Annotated in this window: 29 protein-coding genes; 23 read left to right on the forward strand and 6 right to left on the reverse strand. The window is 72.9% G+C overall.

Going from position 1 to position 20969, the window contains the following annotated elements:
• Nucleotides 1-20: 20 nt before the first annotated feature.
• The 10 genes from BCF44_RS52640 (at nt 21) to BCF44_RS55095 (ending at nt 4414) form a co-directional block, all read left to right on the forward strand.
• Entirely contained in the window at nt 21-209 is a 189-nt protein-coding gene (locus tag BCF44_RS52640) for a hypothetical protein (RefSeq protein WP_116182148.1), read from the forward strand.
• Between the two features lie 246 nt (nt 210-455).
• Nucleotides 456-650 (forward strand): hypothetical protein, encoded by a 195-nt coding sequence (locus BCF44_RS52645; protein WP_116182149.1) that lies wholly within the window; start codon nt 456-458, stop codon nt 648-650.
• A 6-nt stretch (nt 651-656) separates the two neighbouring features.
• Nucleotides 657-1046, forward strand: coding sequence for a hypothetical protein (locus BCF44_RS52650; protein ID WP_116182150.1), 390 nt, complete (start codon nt 657-659; stop codon nt 1044-1046).
• Entirely contained in the window at nt 1043-1879 is an 837-nt protein-coding gene (locus BCF44_RS52655) for a GGDEF domain-containing protein (protein ID WP_116182151.1), read from the forward strand. The genes BCF44_RS52650 and BCF44_RS52655 overlap by 4 nt, the downstream gene beginning before the upstream one ends.
• Nucleotides 1876-2259: a hypothetical protein gene (locus tag BCF44_RS52660; protein WP_116182152.1), complete on the forward strand. Its 384-nt coding sequence runs from the start codon at nt 1876-1878 to the stop codon at nt 2257-2259. Before BCF44_RS52655 ends, BCF44_RS52660 begins: the two co-directional genes overlap by 4 nt.
• The gene (locus tag BCF44_RS52665) at nt 2259-2840 is read left to right on the forward strand and encodes a DUF1643 domain-containing protein (RefSeq protein WP_116182176.1); all 582 of its coding nucleotides are present in this window, start codon (nt 2259-2261) and stop codon (nt 2838-2840) included. The genes BCF44_RS52660 and BCF44_RS52665 overlap by 1 nt, the downstream gene beginning before the upstream one ends.
• A complete protein-coding gene (locus tag BCF44_RS52670) occupies nt 2833-3066 on the forward strand; it encodes a hypothetical protein (protein ID WP_116182153.1) in 234 nt (77 codons plus the stop codon). The genes BCF44_RS52665 and BCF44_RS52670 overlap by 8 nt, the downstream gene beginning before the upstream one ends.
• Nucleotides 3045-3284: a hypothetical protein gene (locus BCF44_RS52675; protein ID WP_116182154.1), complete on the forward strand. Its 240-nt coding sequence runs from the start codon at nt 3045-3047 to the stop codon at nt 3282-3284. Before BCF44_RS52670 ends, BCF44_RS52675 begins: the two co-directional genes overlap by 22 nt.
• A 137-nt stretch (nt 3285-3421) precedes the next feature.
• The gene (locus BCF44_RS52680; RefSeq protein ID WP_116182155.1) at nt 3422-4135 is read left to right on the forward strand and encodes a Pycsar system effector family protein; all 714 of its coding nucleotides are present in this window, start codon (nt 3422-3424) and stop codon (nt 4133-4135) included.
• A 57-nt stretch (nt 4136-4192) separates the two neighbouring features.
• Nucleotides 4193-4414, forward strand: coding sequence for a hypothetical protein (locus BCF44_RS55095; protein WP_147329039.1), 222 nt, complete (start codon nt 4193-4195; stop codon nt 4412-4414).
• Nucleotides 4415-4485: 71 nt separating this feature from the next.
• On the opposite strand, the gene BCF44_RS52685 is transcribed toward BCF44_RS55095, so the two are convergent.
• Entirely contained in the window at nt 4486-4740 is a 255-nt protein-coding gene (locus tag BCF44_RS52685) for a hypothetical protein (protein WP_147329040.1), read from the reverse strand.
• Nucleotides 4741-4846: 106 nt separating this feature from the next.
• On the opposite strand from BCF44_RS52685, the gene BCF44_RS52690 reads away from it, so the two are divergent.
• From BCF44_RS52690 to BCF44_RS52720, 7 genes are all read left to right on the forward strand, one after another.
• Nucleotides 4847-6082: an AAA family ATPase gene (locus tag BCF44_RS52690; RefSeq protein WP_116182157.1), complete on the forward strand. Its 1236-nt coding sequence runs from the start codon at nt 4847-4849 to the stop codon at nt 6080-6082.
• Nucleotides 6083-6116: 34 nt separating this feature from the next.
• On the forward strand, nt 6117-7724 hold the full coding sequence (locus tag BCF44_RS58895) for a VWA domain-containing protein (protein WP_116182158.1): 1608 nt from the start codon (nt 6117-6119) through the stop codon (nt 7722-7724).
• Nucleotides 7725-7782: 58 nt separating this feature from the next.
• Entirely contained in the window at nt 7783-8007 is a 225-nt protein-coding gene (locus tag BCF44_RS52700; RefSeq protein ID WP_116182159.1) for a hypothetical protein, read from the forward strand.
• Between the two features lie 109 nt (nt 8008-8116).
• Nucleotides 8117-9232 (forward strand): DUF6744 family protein, encoded by a 1116-nt coding sequence (locus BCF44_RS52705; RefSeq protein WP_211353672.1) that lies wholly within the window; start codon nt 8117-8119, stop codon nt 9230-9232.
• A 49-nt stretch (nt 9233-9281) separates the two neighbouring features.
• Nucleotides 9282-9662, forward strand: a complete 381-nt coding sequence (locus tag BCF44_RS52710) for a hypothetical protein (protein WP_147329041.1) — start codon at nt 9282-9284, stop codon at nt 9660-9662.
• Between the two features lie 221 nt (nt 9663-9883).
• Nucleotides 9884-10891, forward strand: a complete 1008-nt coding sequence (locus tag BCF44_RS52715) for an AbiTii domain-containing protein (RefSeq protein ID WP_147329042.1) — start codon at nt 9884-9886, stop codon at nt 10889-10891.
• A 503-nt stretch (nt 10892-11394) separates the two neighbouring features.
• Entirely contained in the window at nt 11395-12132 is a 738-nt protein-coding gene (locus BCF44_RS52720) for a hypothetical protein (RefSeq protein ID WP_116182162.1), read from the forward strand.
• Nucleotides 12133-12217: 85 nt separating this feature from the next.
• On the opposite strand, the gene BCF44_RS52725 is transcribed toward BCF44_RS52720, so the two are convergent.
• Entirely contained in the window at nt 12218-12895 is a 678-nt protein-coding gene (locus tag BCF44_RS52725) for a hypothetical protein (RefSeq protein ID WP_147329043.1), read from the reverse strand.
• 89 nt (nt 12896-12984) lie between these two features.
• Nucleotides 12985-13527, reverse strand: coding sequence for a hypothetical protein (locus tag BCF44_RS52730; RefSeq protein WP_116182164.1), 543 nt, complete (start codon nt 13525-13527; stop codon nt 12985-12987).
• A 359-nt stretch (nt 13528-13886) separates the two neighbouring features.
• Between BCF44_RS52730 and BCF44_RS52735 the strand changes: the two genes are divergently transcribed.
• The gene (locus tag BCF44_RS52735) at nt 13887-14321 is read left to right on the forward strand and encodes a hypothetical protein (protein ID WP_147329044.1); all 435 of its coding nucleotides are present in this window, start codon (nt 13887-13889) and stop codon (nt 14319-14321) included.
• A gap of 100 nt (nt 14322-14421) precedes the next feature.
• Here the strand turns inward: BCF44_RS52735 and BCF44_RS52740 are convergent, their stop codons facing one another.
• Nucleotides 14422-14997, reverse strand: coding sequence for a hypothetical protein (locus BCF44_RS52740; protein WP_147329045.1), 576 nt, complete (start codon nt 14995-14997; stop codon nt 14422-14424).
• Nucleotides 14998-15003: 6 nt separating this feature from the next.
• Here BCF44_RS52740 and BCF44_RS52745 point away from each other — a divergent pair, with 6 nt between their 5' ends.
• The 5 genes from BCF44_RS52745 (at nt 15004) to BCF44_RS52765 (ending at nt 19926) form a co-directional block, all read left to right on the forward strand.
• Nucleotides 15004-16563 carry a relaxase/mobilization nuclease domain-containing protein gene (locus tag BCF44_RS52745; RefSeq protein WP_116182167.1) on the forward strand — a complete coding sequence of 520 codons (1560 nt, stop codon included), beginning with the start codon at nt 15004-15006 and terminating at the stop codon, nt 16561-16563.
• A gap of 81 nt (nt 16564-16644) precedes the next feature.
• Nucleotides 16645-17259 (forward strand): hypothetical protein, encoded by a 615-nt coding sequence (locus BCF44_RS52750; RefSeq protein WP_116182168.1) that lies wholly within the window; start codon nt 16645-16647, stop codon nt 17257-17259.
• 24 nt (nt 17260-17283) lie between these two features.
• Nucleotides 17284-18015, forward strand: a complete 732-nt coding sequence (locus BCF44_RS52755) for a hypothetical protein (protein WP_116182169.1) — start codon at nt 17284-17286, stop codon at nt 18013-18015.
• 94 nt (nt 18016-18109) lie between these two features.
• Nucleotides 18110-19300, forward strand: coding sequence for a hypothetical protein (locus tag BCF44_RS52760; RefSeq protein WP_116182170.1), 1191 nt, complete (start codon nt 18110-18112; stop codon nt 19298-19300).
• Entirely contained in the window at nt 19300-19926 is a 627-nt protein-coding gene (locus BCF44_RS52765) for a 2'-5' RNA ligase family protein (RefSeq protein ID WP_116182171.1), read from the forward strand. The genes BCF44_RS52760 and BCF44_RS52765 overlap by 1 nt, the downstream gene beginning before the upstream one ends.
• Nucleotides 19927-19944: 18 nt before the next feature.
• On the opposite strand, the gene BCF44_RS52770 is transcribed toward BCF44_RS52765, so the two are convergent.
• Both BCF44_RS52770 and BCF44_RS56350 read right to left on the reverse strand, forming a co-directional pair.
• Entirely contained in the window at nt 19945-20622 is a 678-nt protein-coding gene (locus BCF44_RS52770) for a hypothetical protein (protein WP_116182172.1), read from the reverse strand.
• 55 nt (nt 20623-20677) lie between these two features.
• A partial coding sequence (locus tag BCF44_RS56350) for a hypothetical protein (RefSeq protein WP_170218242.1) occupies nt 20678-20969 on the reverse strand: 292 nt, incomplete at its 5' end.

Consider the following 20969-nt stretch of genomic DNA (forward strand, 5'->3'; position numbering starts at 1 on the left):
GACGAAGGAAGGAACACCCCATGGGACTTCGTGACCGCATCCAGGCCGCCCTCGTGACGCGCGAGGTCCGCGGCGCCTTGAACGACCTCGTCGACGACCCGACCGAAACCGGCATCCACGGTCGGGCCGCGACTCACAGGCTGCACCAGGTCGCCCTGAGTCAGGCCCAGCGGCAGCAGGCTGCCGTTCGCCAGTCAGGCCGCAATTGAGCCGCCACCCGGGCCAGCACCCGCGTCCGCGCCGAGGCCCGGCAGCCGGCCTGCCGCCATGCTGCCCCCCCGTTGGCCAGGGGGAGATCACCCAGGCTGCCGCCCCTGCTGGCTCCTGCGTGGAAGCCGTAGTCGACTCCGGCGGTCCCGCGACCCGACGGGCCGAGAGATTCTGATTTATAAAAATCAGAAAGTATTTTTAGTAGTTCAAAGTTAATAAATTGTCCAACGGGAAGGTTGCCTGTCATGTCCTCGCTCACCCTCGATCGCCAGCCGCCGGCCGATGCCGGCACCTGGTGCCGCCACGAGTTCACCGACGGCAGCGGGCTGTGCGCGGCGGACGCCCTGCCCGGCAGTACCCGCTGCTCAGAGCACCAGGACGACGGCCAGCCCGACTTCGACCTGATCGAGCCGCGCGGCACCGGGAACGGCGGGCGGTGAACCGCCGTGCCCATCCGTCCCGAGAACCTCCACCGCTACCCGCCCGACTGGCCGCAGATCAGCCTGGCGATCAAGGAGCGCGCCGAGTGGCGCTGCGAGTGCCGCGGCGAGTGCGGCCGGCCCGGCGACCACCTCGATGTCGACGGCCGCTGCCGCAACCACCACAAGCAGCCCGCCCACGGCACCGGCAGCCGCGTCGTGCTCACCACCGCGCACCTCGACCACGTCCCGGAGCACTGCGACCCGGACAACCTGCGCGCCTTCTGCAACGGCTGCCACCTGCACTACGACGCCGACCACCACGCCCAGACCCGGCAACGCACGCGCACCGCGCAGCTGGAAGCGCAGATGAACCCGCTGTTCGAGCTCGCCGCCGAAGGGAGCGCCTCGAAATGAGCACCACCACCGTGTTTCTCCTGCTCACGAGCATCGCCAGCGCCGTCGGCCTGGCCGGGTGGGCGATCTGCGCCCGCCGGCTGCGCGCCCGCGCCGCCCAACTGGAGCACGCCGAACACGACGGGCTGACCGGCCTGTGGCGCCGCGAGGCGTTCGAGACGCTGGCCCCGGCCGCCCTGGCGGCCGGCAACGCCATCGCCCTGATCGACCTCGACCGGTTCAAGCCGATCAACGACACCTTCGGCCACGCGGCCGGCGACCAGGTGCTGCACGCCGTCGCCGACCGCCTGGCCGCCGAGCTCGGCCAGACCGCCCTGCTCGCCCGGCTCGGCGGCGACGAGTTCGCCGTGATCGCCGAGCTGGAGTTCCCCGCCGTGCACGGCCAGCTGGAGCTGCTGGTCGCCGTGCTCACCGCCCCGGTCAGCGTGCCCGGCGTCGGCGACCTGGCGGTGGGCGTGTCCATCGGCGTGGCCTGGCTGCGCGACCTGCCCGCCTTCGACATCGCCGGCGAGCCTGGCCCGGACGTTTCGCGCGGGCGCTCACGCGCCCGAGCGCATAGGCGCGCACGCGCGCAAGACCTCGCACCGGCCTCCAGCAGCGCCGCACGCGGCCGTTCCGGCGAGTTCTGGGCCGAGGTGCTGTCCGAGGGCCTGGCCGCCGCCGACGCCGCCATGTACGCCGCGAAGGCGCTGCACCACGACTGGCGCCTGTACGACCGCGACCTGGACCCGGTCCGCCCGGCCGCGGCGATCAACCCCGTCCCCGCCCAGCGCTACCGCGAGCACGGCCCCGCCGCGCTCCGCGAAACCGCTGCTCAGGGGGTCACCGGATGAGCGACGACGCAACGACCAGCGGCGAGCCGGCGTTGCCCGCCGGGTTCACCGTCGAGACCTGCATCGTGGTCGCCTGCCGCACCTGCCAGCGCGCCTACGGCGACGAGGAGGAGGGCGTCACCGTCCACTTCTCCGGCCTCGACGACGCGGCCCGCACCATCACCGCCGCCGGCTGGTGGGTCACCCAGCAGGGCACGCAGTGCTACGACTGCGCCGCCTCCGAGGCGTGCGCGACGCTGGGCCACGCCTGGCCGGACTGGGCGCTGTGCCGCTGCGAGGGGCGCATCCCCGCGCACGTGCAGCAGATGGAGTTCCGCACCTGCGCCGGGTGCGGTGAGCAGGAAGAACGCCGCGCCCACACCACCACCGGCGGCGCGTGATGCCCGCCGACCCGATCGCGGCGGCCGCCGCCGACACGGCCGCGTTGGACCTGTTCACCGCCGGCACCGCCGTGCTGAGCCCGTGCGGCACCTACCGCTACGAGCTGCGCCGCGTGTGGGGCGACCCGACCCGCCTGGCCTGCTGGATCATGCTCAACCCCAGCCGGGCGGACGCGACCGCCGACGACCCGACCATCCGCCGCTGCGTCGGCTACGCGAAAGCCTGGCAGCTCGGCGGCATCGTCGTGCGCAACCTGTTCGCGCTGCGCGCCACCGACCCCGCCGCGCTGGCCGATCACTCCGACCCGATCGGCCCGGACAACGACCACTGGCTGACCACGCCGGCCCCGGCCGCGGTCACCGTCGCGGCCTGGGGCGTCCACGGCACCCGGCACGGCCGCGACCAGCATGTCCGGGCGCTGCTGGCCGCCCGCGGGATCACCCTGCACCACCTCGGCGCGCTGACCCGCGACGGCTGCCCCCGCCATCCGCTCTACCTGCCCGCGTCCGCCCAGCTGCGCCCGCTCCCGCCGGCATCAGCGCCGTACTCGACGACCCGAGGAGTTTCCGACCATGACTGACCAGTCCCGCAACGAATGGGTCGCCGAGCAGATGGCGACGATCGACGCGTTGGACGTGGACGAGGACGTGCGCGTCGGGATGCGCGACGCGGTCCTCGACGCCGTGAACTCGCTGGATCTGGCCGAGCGCTACCGGACCGCGGGATGCCCGCTGTGCAGCTCCCACGACCTCGACGAGCACCAGGGCATGGTGCTGTGCAAGGGATGCGGCAGGCGGGTGGCGTGATGGGCGTCCCGTACAACCAGGTCCGTCGAAGCCCGGACGGCGCCGCGATCGCCTGGCGCCGACCGGAAGCCGAAGACGACGACGCGCAGCCGTGGCTGGTCATCGAGGAAGACCCGATCTGCGGCGTCGACCACACCTGGCACCCGGACGAGCACGTGGCGAACTGGACCGTGCTCGACACCGCCGCCCCTGACCAGGCGACCAGTGAGCAGCGATGACCGCGCCCGTTCCGCCTCGCCGACCAGGAATCACCGCAGCCAGATGTGAAAACGGCCGTTTTGGGTGCGCAGACCGCGAGCTGCCCGACCCGCGCCGTCGACCACACCCCGAACCACGACCTGACGGGAGCCTGACCGTGACCACTGCAACCACCTGCGACCAGTGCGGATACGACTCGAACCGCTACACCGTCGAGGAGGACGGCGGCGGCGCCGCGCGTGTCCTCGACCGGGGCGCGGTCATCGCGACCTACGGCCCGCACCGGGGCGGCGAGACCTTCGCCGGCGCGCACGCCGACGACCTCGACGACGCCGCATGGGACAAGCACCTGGCGCACCTCGAGGACAGCCTCCCGAGCCACCGTCACGCCGTCCTGGCCGCCGAGGACGCCGAGGTCGCCCGCCAGGAGGCGAGGGTCGACACCAAAGCGGCCCTGGTCGCCGGTGTCGCCGGGACGCTGTCCACCCTCGCGGTCGCCGGCGCCGGCGCGGTCGGCGTGATCGGCTCGCATCTGGGCTGGTGGGCGCTGCCGCTGGTGCTCGCCCTCGGCGTGGCCGCGACCTACTGGGGCACCGCGTTCGTGGTGCTGTGCCAGAAGATCATCCGGCCTGACCTGACCGATCCCTCGCCGGGCTCGTTCGCCCGGGACAACCACGTCGACGAACTGCGGCAGATGACGCTGACCCACTACTACGTCAGCAAGATCAGTCGACTGGGTCCGCTCGTGCACACCCGCTACCGGCACATCGCCCAGGCCACCGACTTACTGCTGCGGGGCCTGGTGCCGCTGGCGATCGGCGTCGTGCTCGCCGCCGTCCTCGCCCTGCTGACCACGGCCCAGCTCATGTGACAAGCCCTCCGACCAGGAAAAACCCGTGCACCGCGCCGCCACCGGCGTCCTGCGCCGGTGACCGCCACGGTCGACAGCCTGTCGAAACCAGATTTCTGTTACCAGCAAAGGAGAGCCACCGTGAACCAGGACCGGGACGCTGCCGACCAGCAATTTCAGATCGCCGCCGAGGCGTCGATCTTCGCCAAGCGGATGAGCGACGACGGGTATGTGGACGCCGGTGACGGCACCGCCTGGGTGGAGACGCCTACAGGGATTGTGCGCGTGCCGAACAACTGAGAACACACGTGCAGGTCAGCACGCGTCGGCCCGCACCCGAGGCTCGGGTGCGGGCCGACGTGCTGTCATGGCTAGTCCCGGGCGCTGCTGTCCGTGCTGGTCGTGGCAGGTTTCGGGCTGCGCGGCCGCCCGGTGGGCCGAGGCTCGGGCCAATACGGGGCAAGGGCGGCCAGCGCGGCGTCCGGCTCGTGTTCGAGCCAGCGCAGGCACGCGCGCAGGTACGCGGTGATGCTCTGGCCCCGGTCGCTGAGCAGGGATTGCGCGGTCTCGTACTCGTCGGGGTCCGGGCGCCACGAGCGCTGCGGCTGATCATGCTGGCTCGCCATGCCCGCCATTCTGACAAAGTGGGTACCCACTTGTCGACCGCACGTGCTATCGTACGTTCCTAAAAGTGGGTACCCACTTAAAATGGCTGGTCACGAGGAGGACGGGATGGCGAGTACAGACACCGCCACCACCACGGACACCACCGCAACGACGACCGCGACCGGCACGGCGGCGACGCTGCAGGCGATCGCCAAGGAGCTGGGGGAGCGCTTCTACGAGCGCGACGACGTGGCGCGCACCCTGATCACGACCGTGCTGGCCGGCCAGCACAGCCTGCTGCTGGGCCCGCCCGGCACCGCCAAGAGCGAGCTGGCCCGCGAGCTGACCAGCCGAATCACCGGCGCGCGGTACTGGGAAATCCTGCTCAGCAAGTTCACCGACCCGAAGCGCATGTTCGGCCCGATCGACGTGGCCGCCCTGTCGCAGGGCCAGTACCGGCAGGTCTACGAGGGCCGCGCCACCCAGTGCCACATCGCGTTCATGGACGAAATCTTCAAGTGCTCCACCGCCGCGCTCAACGAGACGTTGGCGCTGCTCAACGAGCGGCTGTACCACCCGGAAAACGGCGGATCCCCGATCGCGTGCCCGCTGATCGCCGCGATCACCGCCTCCAACGAGCTGCCCACCGGCGAGGACACCGCCGCGATCTACGACCGGTTGCTGGTGCGGATCGAGGTGGGCTATCTGGCCGACCCGTCCAACTTCGCCGAGCTGGTTCGCTCGGCCGTCGTCGCCCCGGCCGCCACGGCGCGCACCACCGTCGACCTGGCCGCCCTGGAGCACGCCGTGACCGTCGAGGTGCCCGCGATCGACGTGCCGGACGGCATCGTGGACGCGATCTGCACGCTGCGCGCCGGGCTGCGCCGCAAGGAGCTGATCGCCTCGGACCGCCGCTGGCGCCAGGCCGTGCGCCTGTTGCAGGCCTCGGCGTACCTGGACGGCCGGGCGGCGGTGTCCGACACCGACCTGTCGATCCTCACGCACGTGCTGTGGGACTCCCCGGCCGAACGGCCCACGGTCGAGCGGGCCGTGCTGGAGCTGGTCAACCCGGACGCCGGCGAGGCACTGGACCTGGCCGACGCGATCGCCGAGCTGGAGACCGCCCTGGACGCCAAGGCCGGCCAGTCCGCCGAGAGCCTGTCCGAGTGGGCGATCAAGGAAGCCAACCCGAAGCTGAAGAAGGCCGGCAAGCGGCTGGCCAAGATGCGCGCCGACGCGACCGAGGCCGGCCGCTCCACGGCCACCTTGGACCGGGTGATCGGCCGCCAGCGCGCCGTGCTGGCCCGCGTGCTGTCCGAGGCGCTGGGCGTGGACGCCAGCGCCCTGTCCGACCAGATGTGACCAGCCAGGAACCGCGCAGGGGAAGGGGACGTCGGTGGGCAAGGCACTGAGCAAGCTGCGGGAGGTGACCCAGCGGGCCGGGCGCTGGCTGGGTCTGGCCGAGACACCGACCGCGCCCAAGCACACCAACGCGATCGTGTCCGACCGGTTCGACCAGATGGCGTGGCGCGACACCTACGACCAGGCCGGCGCGCTGCGCACCTTGGCCGAGGACCTCAACGACCGCTACGACTACACGCAGGACCTGCTGTCCGACGTGTTCCTGGGCGCCTACAAGGCCGCCCCGCAGGTGCGCGAGGCCGCCGACATGGACCCCTCGCGCGCGGTGAACCACCAGGTCATCGCCACGATGATGGCCAGCCCGGAGTTCACCGAGCTGCGCCGGGAAACCGCCGGCGACGCCTACGCCGCCGCGATGGCCGTGCTGTCGCAGGGCGAGGGGCTGCGGACGATGCTGGAGTGCGCCCGCGACGCCCACGACAAGGCCCGCGAGCAGGCCGCTGCCCAGCAGGCCGCGGCCGAGGCCGCCCAGGCGGTGGCCGATGCCCTGGACGCCGCCGGCGAACACGCCGACGACAAGGGCCAGGTGCCCGCCGAGCAGGCCGCCGCCGTCGCCGAGGCGATCGAGCAGGCGCAGGCCGCCGACGCCGCCGCGGCTGCCGCCGGCCAAGCCGCCGAGCAGGCCCTGGCCGCCGCCACACCGGGCATCCGCGCGGCCGCCCGCGCCGCGATCGGCGAGGCCACCGAAGGCGCCCGCGAGGAAGCCGCCCTGATGCGCGCCTGGGGCATCGGGCCGGGCCAGCTGGAGCGCATGGACTTCGACACCCGCTCCCGGCTTGCCGCCCGACTGCGCTCGGGCCGGCTCGGGCAGTTCGCCGAGCTGATCGGCCGGTTCCGGCAGATGGCCAGCGGCGAACGCGCCCGGCGGGTCGAGCACGCGCCCGGCGAGCTGGTCGGCATCACCCTCGGCGACGACCTGGGCCGCGTCATCCCCTCCGAGCTGTCCCAGCTCGGCGTGCCCGCGCTGCGTCCGGTGTTCGCCGCCAAGTACGCCGAGGCCCGGCTGATGCTCTACGACAGCCGCGGCGCGCAGGTCACCGGCCAGGGCGCGATCATCGCCTGCGTCGACACCTCCGGCTCGATGGCCGGCCACCGGGAAGCCTGGGCCAAGGCCTGCGCGCTGGCGCTGTTGGACCAGGCCAGGACCGCCAAGCGGGACTTCGTCGGCATCCTGTTCTCCAGCGCGCAGCAGGTGCGCACCTTCCGGTTCCACGCCGGCGCCAGCTACGACATCGCCACCGTGGTCGAGTTCGCCGAGACGTTCTTCAACGGCGGCACCGATTTCGAGACCCCGCTGTCGGCCGCGGCCGAGCTGCTGGCCGCCGAGTTCAACGCCGAAGGCCGCGCTCGCGGTGACATCGTGCTGATCACCGACGGCCACTGCGGCGTGCGCGAGGACTGGATGCGCGAGTGGAACGAGGCCAAGGCGGCCCTGGACTTCCGCACCTTCGGCATCTCCATCGGCGACCACGGCCGCGCCACCGCGCCGGGCAGCGTTCTGGACGCCCTGTGCGACAACCTGCGCTCGATCGACGACCTGACCGACACCGACGCCGCCGCGGACCTGTTCCGCGTCATCTGAGCCAACTCGCCACGAGAACGGGGAGCAGTATGTCCGACCAGGCCAGAGAGGTCGACCAGTGAGCGCCGACTACGTCCGCCGCTACTACGGCGTGCCGGCCCGCCGCGGCGGCCGTGTCGAGTTCGACGGGCGGCCAGGTGTCATCACCAGCTGTCCCGGCGCGTATGTCCGCGTTCGGCTCGATGGGCAGCACCGCTCGGTGCCGGCCCACCCCGCCTGGCGAATGCGGTACCTGGACAGCGACCCGGCGACTAGCCAGGCCGGCGGCGGCCGTACCCCGTAACCCATAAGTGGGTACCCACTTGATACGGGCGGTGCTATCGTTGCTAAAACGGCCGTTTTTACAACAGTCGCGGGTCCGTGGAGATCGCGCAAAGGGGACGTGAGCAGGGATGACGCAGCCAGCCCAGCACCTGCCCGACGAGGATGACGAGGCCGCCGGCGACGGAGGCGTCGTTGCCACCGGAGACCGGCTGTTCGACGCCTACGCCGAGGCGATGGAGGCCAGTGAGGCGCCGCTGCTTGGGCACTTGGTGCTGTACTCGATCTTCGACGGGCGGGTGACGCCGGACCGGCTGGAAAAGTGGTTCAAGGATCTGGACCTGGACCTGCAGGCGCTGCCTGGCGGGCTGCGCGCGGACGCGGCGTTCGAGAAGGTCACCGGCCCGGCCGGGGTGCGTCGGGTGTACCCGCTGGACGACCCGACCGCTGACCCTCGGCCCAAGTCGCGGCGCAAGGCCGACGCGATCAGCCGCCAGGCCACGCTGATGGTCCGGCACGTGCGGCGGGACCGCCGCGAGATCGTGCGGCACATCGTGCGCGAGGTCCGCGACGAAGACGCGACCTCGCTGTCCTACGACAGCAAGCTGGGCGAGGCCATCTTCCGGTTCGACACCAGCGCGCAGAGCGACCCCGGTGCCGGCGCGTTGGGGGTGGCCCCGGACAACGGCGCGATCGCGAAGCTGCCCGAGGCCGAGCAAGGCGTGGTGCGCGACATGCTGGGCGAGATCACCACCGCGTTCCAGTACCGGCGCACCTTCTACTCGGGCGACCGACTCCGCGCGCTGGTCCGTGACTACGTGGAAGACCTCGGCGGCATCAAGGTCCGCCCGACCGGCGGGGTGTACTTCGTGCACCGCCAGCACGCCGCCACCCTTGCCGCGCTGCGCACACTGGTGGCCCGGTTCGGCGAGGGCAGCCACTTCGTGCGCATCCCGATCCCGGACCAGGACGAGATGCGGGAAATGATCATCACCGCGTTCACCACGCAGACCCGCGACGAGCTGAACCAGCTGGCGATCGAGGTCGCCGCCGCGCGACGCGAGGGTGCCTCCGACCAGGCTGTGCAGAAGCTGTACCGGCGGTTCCGCGACGTGCAGAAGCTGACCGTCGAGCACTCCGAGCTGCTGTCCACCTCGCTGGACGACACGAAGACCGCCCTGGACCTGGTGAAGCTCCAGCTGGGCGCCCTGCTGGCCACCAGCGACGACGAGGACGACGACGAGTAGCACCCGGCCAGGCGCGATCCAGGGAAGGCAACGACCAGTGCAGATCATCGTGAAAGCGGCCCGAGACCAAGACCTGTACGTCGAATGGTCGTCGAACGTGGACGGGCCGACGTTCGTCGGCACCCGCGCCGAGACCGCCGCGTACCTGGCCAGCACCGGCCCGACCGGGCCGAGCGACTCAGTGGAGGACCGGCTGGCCCGCGCCGACCGGACAGGGACCAGTGCGAAGTCGATGCCTGGTGAGGTGCCGACCGGGGCCTGGGAAGACAGCGGGTTCGTGGTCGCCCGTGACGACGTGGAAGTCGGCACCCCGTTTGGGTGGCTGCCGCGTGGCCGGCTCGGCGCGTTCGCCCACGCCTGTGCCCGCGACGATGCGCCGGCGGCCTACGCGCTGTTGGACCCATTCGACGTTAGCCCCGGACAGCTGTAGAACGACTCAGCCCCAGCACGCACTGTGCTGGGGCTGAGCGGGAACAGTGGGCTATTCGAACCCGACGGCGGCCCGTGGCCTGCCTCGCGTCTGCTCGACGCCAGCGGCGAGTCTGCCAGACCATCAGCCGCAGTCACCATCGCCCGATCCGGTCGAGCCGGCCGCATCGAGGACGCGCGTCGCGTGCGATGCGCGTCGAACGCGGTGGCAGGATCCCCGCCATGCACGGCAAGCGCAACGGACTCCTCGACCAGCTCCAAGCAGGTGTCGCCGACGACACCACGCCGCTGTCGTCGCTGCTGCAGAAGTGCATCCTGCTTGGCGGGCAGGCCGGATCCGAGAAGATGCGGGACTGGGCCGTCCAGGAACTGAACGGCTACGACTCGCTGAACGACCTGCCGGACTACCGCAAGGTCGCCGCTACGGTGATGATCCAGTTCACCAACCTCGGCGGGTACAACCCGATGACCAGGCGGCTGCGCATCGACGCCGAGATCCCCGCCCAGCTTCGCCATCTGGCCGAGTGGGAGACCGCGCAGCTGCCCGGCGGCGTTGGTGAGTTGGAGGCGATGGCCACCAGGGAGGAACTGCACCTCAGCACCCCGTGGGACGGCTGGCTGATCGACTTGCTGAGCAACTACATCGACGAGTACAGCCGGATCTCCGCCATCTATTGGGACGTGTCTCCCGTGGTGCTCCGTGGAGTCCTGGTGCGTATCCGTACCGCCCTGGCCCAGTTGGTCGCCGAGCTGATCGCGTTGACCCCGCCGGACCAGTCGATCCCAAACCAGGCCGCTGCTGATGCCGCGATCCAGTTCGTGGTCACCGGCAAGCGGGCGACGATCAACCTGACCACGCAGCACGCCGAGGGCGGCAGCACGAACACCGTCACGACGGCCGGCGCCGGCGGCACCGCCATCGGCAGCCAGAGCGCCGGCGACAACGCGACGGTTGTCGGGAGCCAAGCTGTGCACGGCGACCACAACACCGTCGCTGGCCGGGACACCGCTGGCGAGACCGAGCCGGCCACGAAGGGCGGATGGTGGACCCGGCTGCGCAAGCGCGGCGTTCTCGTTGCACTCGCCACCATCGTCGCCGGGATCATGGCCGTGCTCACGTGGCTCGGCTTGACCCCGCCTTCCCCGAATGGGAAGCCTCCGTCGACCCCACCAACCGCGACGAGCAGTCCGGCGCCAGCAAGCACCGCGGCCTCCCGCACCGGTCCGTGACCCCCGGTTCGCCGCGGCCGAGACTGGTCGAGGGTCCGTACCGCCGCCCGTACTGCCGCCCGTACTCCCCTCCGTACCACCCTCCGTGCCGCCGCCCGTACCGCCGCCCGTACCGGACCCGCTGACGCTGGTCGAGCCGTTCTGGCTGGTCAGCAGGCGTTGTCGCGGATGTCGCTAACGCCGACATATCTCTATGGGGTGGTCCCTGCCCGGTGTCCCGCCGAGTTCTCCGTCTTTTTCGTCAGAACGAAACCGCCCATTGCGAATGCCAGGTGTGCCGGTAGTAGATCTTGGGTTGCGGGGGTGTCGCCGGCGGGGGACCCCGGGGGAGGACCAGCGGGGGATCCCGTGGGGGAGCCTTCTAGGGCGGAAGTACTTGGATTGGTGACGTTGCAGGTCAGCGACCGCGTGAGGGGTCCGCTGGATACCCAGACTCACCAGCCGAATCGGTAGATGACGGCCACATCGGCTGCCCGGCGGCGGCCGACGCGGCACGCTGAGGCGTGACCTTGACCCTGACGCCGGAGCTGCTGCGTGCCGTCCGTGCCGACCAGGCGGTGGTGTTGGTCGTCGCCGAGTTCGGCTTCACCGTGCTGCCGAAGACGGCCGTCGACGAGCACCTGGTGGTGCCGCTCGCGGAGCTGGCCGTCGACGAGGTGGCGATCGGCGACGAACAGCGTCGGCATCGGCTTCCGGCCCCGGGCGTCGAGACGGTGGTCGTCGACGGGCCGAGTTGGGCGCAGGCGTGGTGGATCCCCCGGGCCGAACTGCGGCAGCTGACCGTCGCGGAGGCGCCGGTGAGTGTGTGGGCCACCAGCTCGGGTCGCTACCTGCGCCGCCATCCCAGCCGCGTCGACGCGGTCGGGCACGGGCGGTGGAGCGTGCTGGAGCAGCGCGCCGCGGCCGAGCTGCTCTACGCCGCCGAGTCGGCGCACGTGGTCGACGACGGGTCCCGGCTGGTCGCTGCGGTGCACGCCGCCCGTGCGGTGGCCACCACGGTGACCGCGCCCGTCGACGGCGACGCGGCTGGGGAGGAGGAGGCGTTCGCGGCGTTGGCCACGCTGACCGAGTTGCTCAACCAGACGGTGACGGCGGACTTGCGGCGGCAGCGCGCCGGGATCGCGGCCCGCGTTGCCGACCGGCACGACGGCGACCTGGCGGTGGTGACGCAGGCCTTGGGTGTGCGTCGGCCGCTGTCGCAGTGGACGTTGAAAGACCTGCTCAAGGGCCGGAGCCGCTGAGCAAGATAGTGGGCTGGGGCGCCTTATGCGGACGCGTCGCGCGTCCCCGCGCAGTGTGCTGGAGTCGATGGCCAGCGGCGGTGGACTACTTCCTGCCGTGCTTCCCGCGCCGTCGAGCGCGCCGGCTCACGCCGCCCAGCGGATGCTGCGCCGCCGGCTCCGGCGCGGCCGCCGGCGACGCGGGTGTCGACGTCGGCCAGGCGCTCGCGGTGGGCGTGTCCTCGAGGAGCGTCGGCGACGCCGGCGGCCCGTCGACGGGCTTCGGCCGGCGCGGCGGCCGGTGCTGGGCGGCGCGCCGCTCCTGGATGTCGCGCTGCATCAGCGCCCAGTCGTGCGGGTTGATCCACGGCCGGGAGTAGGTCGGCCGCGGCGGCACGGTGCGCTCGGTGTCCTGCCGCTCGCGCAGCCGCTGCCCACACCACTGCCCGGTCCGGTCCAACTGCGCACCGAGCTGCGCCCAGGTCGCCCCGCGCGGAGCGACGTGGCGGGCCGCCACCATCGCCTCGTCCAACGCCGCCCCGGTGACCTCCTCGGCGAGCTCGGCCGTCATCTGCGCGAGCAGGTCGCGGATCTGGCCGGCGCGGCGCACCCGCGCCAGCGCGGCGGCCAACTCGTCGCCGACGCGGGGATCGGGCTCGCTCAGCGGGGCCGGTTCCGCCGCCAGGGCGTCCACCACGTGCTGGATGGCCGCGCGGAGCACGGCCCGGTGCTGATCGTGCGGCTCCGCCACGAGCGCCTCCCGGTCGCGTTGTGAAAGTGCCATTTTCAGCAATGCACTCAGGTATCCCTGCGGGATACAGGTCGCCGGCGGCGTGTCGAGGCGAGCCAGGGCCAGCGTCGCGGGCGGGACGGTCAGTGGCGGGAGAGCCGGTCCAGGCCGCCGGGATGGGCGTGTCCGAGGGCGGCGGAGGCGCGCACCACGGCGTCGAACAACCGGCGGTGGTTCCAGTGCGCGCTGGCGATCGGGGACTGCGGGTCGAGCAGTTGCTGTTCGAGCTCGGCGAGCAGCGCGATCCAGCCCCGCGCGTCGGTGGGCGCCGCCGGCGCGCTCGGGACCGGCATCGCCGGCGTGGACGGCGACACGTAGCCGGCGATCGGCACCGGCTTGACCGTCACGCGTTCGATGACGCGCTCGGTGGTGCGCTCCACGACCTCGCGAACCACCGGCGGCCGCGGGTCCTCGCCGGCGGCAAGCTGCTCGCCGGCGGCGCGCAGCGCCCACGCCTTCTGCCGGCATCTCGCCGAGCAGAACTGGCCCCGCCGGCCCCGGCCCTTGTACGTGATGGGGCCGCCGCAGCCGGCGCAGTCGCGCGCCACGACGGTCTCCGTGACGCGCTCGGAGACGGTGTCCTCGGTCGTCGCGGGCTCGCTTTCCGGGGTCTGGTCGTGGGCCATAACTCCAGGTTGCACCTGGTTTGAGATTCGTCAGAACGAAATACGACCGGGTCGCACGTCGAGTGCAAGAGCTGGTGCAGCGAATCGGACAGGCAGCGCGGGCGGGTGGTGGCAGGGCGGGCGTGCCCGCCGCGCGAGGGCGACAGGCGGCGCGGTGTGCCGGGGACGGCAGGGAGCCGGCGGCGGCCGGCGGAGCGGGAGGCGGGGGAGCGAGATAGCCGGTAACCCCTGGTTACGGCCGTGGGCCCGGCGGCCGTGGCAGCATGGCCGTATCGGTCGCTGGCCCACCCATCCGGCCGACACGGCAACGCCGACCGCATGGGGGCGCGGGCGGCCGGACACACGGGGGCCAGCGGGGGATGGGACGACACAGGGGGCGACGGCCGCGCGTGCCGGGCGGCCGGCCGTTCAAGCGGGAGTTCACGCTCAGCCTGGAAGACGGTGCCGCGCTGGTGGCCGCCGCGGCGGTGGCCGAGATGGCCGACGGCGCGTACGCGGCCGAGGTGCTGCACCGGCACCTGGCCCAGCGCGCCGGCCTGGTGCCGGCCGACTGGCAGCAGGTGCTCGGCGAGCTGATCCGGCACCGCGCCGAGTTGGCCGAGCTACGCGCCGACGTCCGCGCGGTCGGCCGGTTGGTCAACCAGATCGCGGCGCACACCAACATGGCCCGGGCCACGCCGGCGGTGGTGGTGCTGCAGCGGATGGACGCCCGGATCGCCGCGGTGGTCGACCGGGTCGCGCAGCAGTTGGCGGAGCTGGACGAGGTGGCCGCGAAGGCGCGGGAGCGACTGTGACAGCGCCCGAAATGTCTGTATCGCCGTGGCGATACCTTAGCTCAAATTCTCGCAACCGCCGGTTGCGAATTCTTCGGGTCGGGCTAGCAGTCGGCGCTGGTCAGCGCTGCCGCTGGGCCCGCCAGAACGCCGCTCCCGTGCCGGCGGCCGGCACCGGCGTGGACGTCGTCGTCTTCCTCGCGGCGGCGTCGGCGGCCAGGCGCTGCCGGTGCTCGGCCGCCGCGGAGCGCCACCGCAACGTCTCGGTGCTGGGCTGGGAGACGGCCCGCAACGACGTGCCGGGCCGGCCGTCCAACGTGGTGCGCCCCGGGTCCAGGCCGCGCCGGCGGGCCCGCTTGCTCAGCGCCTGGTGGCTGACCTCGAGCACCTCCGCCAGCTCGCGCCAGGACGCGCCGCGCGGCTGCACCCGGCGGGCGGCCAGCAGCTCGCCGTCCAGCACGGTCTCGGCCGCCTCGGTCACCAACTCGGCCACCAACTCCCGCACCGTGACGCGGGCCCGACCGGCGGCGCGCACCCGCGCCAACGCGGCCGCGAGCTCGGCGCCGCCGCCGGTGCCCTGCTCCGGCGGCGGCGCGGCCGCCAACTCGGCGGCCGCCACGGCATCGGCCAGCGCCGTGATCGCGGCCTTCGCGGCGGCGGCGCGGGCCCGGATCTCGTCGGTCTGTCCCACCCTCATCCCGTCATGATCGGCCGGGTGGTGCGCGGTTGGCGCGCGCACGGGCTGATCAACTACCTGTTCGGCCCCGGCCGGCACCACGAGCACAGCGACCCGCACCTGATCGCGACCTGGGACGGCTGCCCCGAGCTGCACCAGCCCCTGCCGCTGCCGACGCCGGAGGGCGAGCCGGTCTGGTTCGACGTCGGCCGCCTGGCGGCCGCGCTGACCGACCCGGCGGTGGCCGCCGGCATCCCGCAGCGGGAGCCGACGCCCGTCGCCGGCGCCGAGCGGCAGCAAGGCCCGGTGTGGCACTGCTCCCTGCGCACCGCGCCCGGGGACCGGGTGCTGACCGACCAGGAGTGGGCGGGGATCGTCGCGGACGTGCTGGACCGGACCGGCATCGCCAAGCGCGGCGACCCGGGCGGGTGCCGGTGGGTCGCCGTCCGGCACGCCGTCGATCACGTGCACGTCGCCGCCGTGCTGGTCCGCCAGGACACGCTGCGCCGCGTCAGCCCCTACCGCGACTTCCTGCGGGTGCGGGAGGTGTGCCTGGACGCCGAGCGCGAGTTCGGCCTGCGGGCGACCACACCGGCCGACCGGACCGCGCCCCGCCGCGCCAGCCGAGCCGAGACCGAGAAGGCCGCCCGGCGCGGCTGGCCGGAAGCCGCTGCTCGGGACCGGCTGCGCCAGGTGGTGCGCGCCGCCGCGGCGGCCGCGGCGAACGAGCAGGCGTTCCTGCAGCTGCTGGCCGCCGACGACACGATCGTCGTGCGGACCCGCCGCGATGTCGACGGGCGGCTGGTCGGCTACGCGGTCGCTGACCCGCGCGACACCGAGACCGCCGACGCCAGCCCGCGCGAGCGGGACCGGCTGGTGTGGTTCGGCGGCCGTGCCCTGGCCGCCGACCTGTCGGCCGTGCGGCTGGCCGAACGCTGGGCCGGCGCGCCCGACCCCGACCCGGCGCCGGTCGACCGCGTCCTGGAGCGGCGGGAGGCGTTGGACTCGGCGGCCGCGGCCGCCGAGGACGCCCGGCGGGAGCTGCCCGTCGGCGGGGCGGGTGCGGCGCACGCGGTCGGCGACGTGCTGCTGGTGTTGGCCACGGCCGTCGAAGACGCCGCCGGCGGGCCGCTGACAGTGGCGGCCGCCGAGTTCGAGCCGGCGGCCCGCCATCCAGGCCGGGGCCAGCCCTCGGCGTGGTCGCAGGCCTCGGCGGACCTGCGGCACGCGGCCTGGCGGGTGGCGCGGGCCGGCAGGTTCCGCCCGACCAACCCGTCGAGCGGGCCGGCCCTGCTGGCGCTGCTGCTCGCGCTCGCGTCGCTGGTCGCGGAGCTGGCGGCGTGGCGGGACCAGCGCGGACAACTCGTCGCGGCCGCGGCGGCCCGCCGGGCGCAGGAGAGCCTGCAGACGGCGGCCGCGCCGCTGCGGGCCCGCTGGCCGGCGACGACGGTCCCCAAGGTCGCGGCCGGGCCGGCGCGCACCGGGCCGTCGGCGACGACGTCGACGTCCCGGCTGGATCGAGTGCGCCGCGCGGGCAGCTCGGTCGGTGGCCAGCCAGCCCGGCCACACGGCCCCGTGCGTAGCTGAAGCGGAGCAAGATAGTCGATCAGCCGTGCCAACCGGCTCGATATGTCGCGTCGGCGCTGCTGGTCGGCGGTGTGGTAGAGCATGCGCGTGATCCCGCCCGATCAGTTGCCGCCAGTCAGCTCCGAGACAGCCCATCGGTTCGACGAGTACCTGGCTGGCTTCGACGGCTGGCTGGGCGGGTTCCCCCCGGTGCAGACGGCGCTGGACGACACCGCCGTGCCGTGGTCACGGCTGGGCTGGACGCCCGCCGGCGAGCGCTCGGACTGGCGCGGGCTCACCGAGTGGCTGCAGTGGCGCGGCATCGCCGGCGTCGAGCAGGACCAGGGCTACGTGGTGCTGCCCAACACGTGCTGCCCGCAGCTGAAGGCGATGATCCGCACGGCGATCGACGGCGTCGTCACCCTGGTGCCGTGGGAGCGGCGAGTGGACAGCGGCGGCTCGCGCCGCCCGCCCGCCGCGATCCTCGAGCACTACCGCTGGTGGGTGACCGAAGGGCTCCACGTTGAGCGGCAGCTGGTGATCAACAACCACGGCGTGGAGCGCGTCGTGTGCTGCCCGCGCTGCGGAACCGACAACGGCCTGCTGCTCACCGCGGCCACCTTCCTGGTATGCCCCGTCGATCACCACCAGTGGGTCGAGAACCTCTCGGCGCACGACGTCCTGCCGCAGATCTCGCCGCCGCCGACTCGGCTGTGACCTCACCGGCACTACGGTGATCACATGGCTCGAGCGCACACCGACGCCGGCGACTCCGGCCGGAACACGACGTTGTGGGACGACGCCGTGGCCTGGGCCCACGAGTTCGCAGCCGCCGCCGATCCGCTGCTCGCGAACGATCCACAGGACTGGGACACCCGCGCGGTGGAGGGCATCCTCGCCGTCACCGCGTACGTGCTGGCGGTGCGCCATGACATCGCGGTCCGCGACCTCGGCCCCGAGGCCGTGATCGTGCCGTTCTTCACCCCGGACACGTACGCCGAGACGATGGCCGCCGGCCTGGCCACGGCCGGGCACCAGCCCAACGACTCGGACGATCCGGTGTCACGCCAGTGGGCCTGGCTGACCCGGGAGTGGCCGCGCGATGAGTTCGGTGAGCTGCTGGGCAGCGGCCCGGCCTGGCCGCCGCGCTGGTCGATGGGCGGACGCTGCGCGCCGCGACCTGCTGTTGTGGCCTACGAGGTCATGGTCGGCAGCGTCCTCATCGACGCGCTGGCCGCCGAACGTGGCGCCCTGCCGGCCCGCGCGGCGGTGCGGATCACCGGCGGCGAGCACGCCGGGCGGACCGGGCGCGTTGAGAGCTCGGCCTGGGTGGTCGACGGGTGGGTCGTTCGAGCCGGCCCGCCGCCGGGATACGCGATCAACTTCGGCGCGGTGCCGGACAGCTCGCCCGTCGAGGTCGAGGTGCACAACATCGCCGCCGAGCACGTCGCGCCGGCCCCCACCGAACATTGATCAACCGCCGGCGCGCCTCCCGGTCGCCGGCGTCGCGCTGTGTGGGACCGTGTCGCTGCCGGTGACGGGACGGGAACACGATGGGGGCGACAGGATGGCGGCCGAGAAGGTCAGCTTCGCCAAGCGGACGCGCGACCAACTGCTTGGCACGCTGGTGCTGTTGGCGGTGATCTCGGAGGACCCGCAACAGGTCCAGGCTGCGATGAACGCCATCGACGCCGCCGGCGAGCTGACCTACCGCGGCGCGGCGGGGACGATCAGAAACTACGTCGCCCTCTGGTACGACTCGTTCCCGGAAGGCTTCGAGGTCCGGGAGGGGGCGTTCGCCGCCGGCACCGGCATGATCCTGGAGCGGGTCGTGCCGGAGTCCAAGCAGAGCGCGGTGCTGTTGGTGTACGGAGCGGTGTTGCGACGGGTCGCCGAACTGGGCCCTGACCAGAGCATCGTCCCCGGCCACACCGACGATCCCGAGGCCGACCTGTACCTGACCGCGATCTACGGGGCTTGGTACGCCTCCCAGCCGGAGCTGGACCCGGCCGGCAAGGTGGCGACGCTGGAGCGGATCGCCGCGCACCTGGACCACGGGCAGCTGCATGACGGCGCCGAGCTGGACGAGGGCCAGGCCGAGCTCGCGTACACCGTGCTCGCCGCCGCCTTCGGCGACGCGTTCGCCGGCTCCGTGTCGCGCGAGCCCAACCAGCGGAAGTACTGGGAGAACGACCTGGTCGGCGCCGCCTACACCCATCACGCGCATCCCGACGAGGGCAGCCAGGAGTACCTGATCCAGCTGCACGGCCTGGTGGTGCAGGGCCGCCGCCAGGACGCCGAGGACGCCGCCGCACGGGTGCTCGCGAGGGTCCCCCGGTCTGATTGGCCCGTCATCTCGGCCCCCTCGTGGGCCGGCCCCGATGCCGTGGCCCGAGCCTGGCTGGGCTGCGAGCTCATCGCCCGCCACCACCCCTACATCCGGGTCGAGGCGTTGCCGCGCAACGGTTTCCGGATCTCCTGGACCGGCGAGCCCACGGTGGAGCAGATGCGGGAACTGGTCGCCGAGGTGATCACCACCCGGGGTATCCCGTTGGACCCGGCGGCCGCCGACTACCGGCGCACCAAGCTGGACCTGGACAAGTTGGCCGACGAGGCGACGAGGCTGACCGCCAAGGGCGGCAACAAGATCGCGGTGCGCACGGCGATCCTCGACCAGTTCCGCAAGGCGCGGGCCGAACGTGGCGTCGCCGGCGTGCTCGGCCTGATGACCACGATCCGCGAGCGAGGCCTGGGCTGATGAAGCCCTACACGTTCATGTACGGGGCCGTCCCCTGGCCGGCCGACATCACCACCTTGCAGCTCTACGCGCCGGTCTGCCTCGAGGAGAACCCGGAGCTGGCCGTGCTGATCGGCCAGTGGCGGCAGGCCCTCGCGGACGCGCCGATCCGGCTGGTCGAGGACCGCTGGCTGCACGTGACCCTGGAGATGATCTCCGACGCGCCGGCCGGCGACATCGACGCCGGCGAGCGGGCCGCGCTGGCCGAGGCCGTGCGGGAGGCGCTGTCCGGCACGCCGGTGTACGAGGGGCGGGCCGGCTCGGCGTTGGCCTACGAGTCCGGCGCATTGATCGACATCTCGCCGGCGGCGCCGCTGGTCGCGGTGCACCAGGCGCTGCGGCAGGCCGTGCACGCGGTGCGGGGCCCGGACTCCACCGGCTACCGCGTCCCGAAGCCACACCTCAGCCTCGGCTATGCGACCGCCGAGGCGGACTCGGACCCGTGGCAGCGGGCGCTACGCCGGGTCGATCCGAACGGTGCGCCGCTGAGACTGACCCAGGTCGACCTTGTCGAGGTCGGCGTCGACCAGACCGCCGGGCAGCTGTGGTGGGACCAGGTCGCGAGCGTCCCGCTGCACGTTGACTGACCGGCCGGTCCTGGTCTGCTAGTCGAGCGCCTGGCCCTCGACGTCGGCGCGGGCCCGCTCGCAGTGGTCGAGCGGCACCGGCAGGGCCTGGGACCAGCCCGGGCCGGCCGCGGCGAACGCGTCCATGTCGGCCACGAGCACCTGGTCGACGAGCATCTCCACCGGCACCGGCCTGGGTTGGCCGGGCGCGGCCGCGGCGGTCAGTGTTCGGCCCAGGGTGGTGTCGTCGATGTCGTTGCGCCCGTAGGCGATGGCCAGGTGCGGCAGCGTCCGGGCCGGCTCCGGCGCGGCGGCCGCGCCGAACACCGCGCGCACGGCTCGCCGGCAGCGGCGGCCGAGCTCGGCGAAGTCGTCGTCGGCGCCGAGCACGTACAGCTCGACGCCGTAGGTGACCACTGTCGCCGGCCCAACCAGCGCCGGGAACGCAGTCATGCCGGTCAACTCCTCGCTCACCGCCTGCTCCAGGTCGGCCAGCGCGGTCGGCGCTGTAGCGATGGGCTGGTCCACCCAGGCCACGGTGACGTGCAGCGCCGACGGCGGCACCAGCTGCAGGTGCTCGGCCCAGTCCTCCCGCCACGCCGGCAGCGCGCCGGCGTAAACGGCGGCGAGCGCGGCGACCGACGGGGTGACTGGAACCAGCACGTGCGGCCGGGCCCCGTCCGGCGACCACACCTTGTCCCGCAGGAAGTTCCGCATTCGCGCAGGCTACGGCCCTCAGAACGCCGGCGTGGTGATCAGCACACCCGTGCGGTCACACCGGGCCGGCCGCGTAGTCCCACAGCCGGTCCGGGTCGTCGGTCGAGGGCAACCACACGCGGGTGATCTTCGACGGCACGATCCCAAACTCGCGGTCCAGGGCGGCGTCGGCGGCGGTCGGGGACAGTCGCTCGCGGGCCACACTGTCCCCGGCGAGCAGGTGCCAGACCCCGGTCAGGGCGGCGAGCGCACCACGTGCCTCCGGGCCCATGTGGTCGGCGTCGAGCAGGTATTCCCCGTCCCAGCCTCCTGGTGGCGCCGGTTGGGGCGGGGACGTCTCGGTGGCG

Origin of the sequence: Kutzneria buriramensis, from assembly GCF_003387475.1 — a bacterium.
GTDB lineage: Bacteria > Actinomycetota > Actinomycetes > Mycobacteriales > Pseudonocardiaceae > Kutzneria > Kutzneria buriramensis.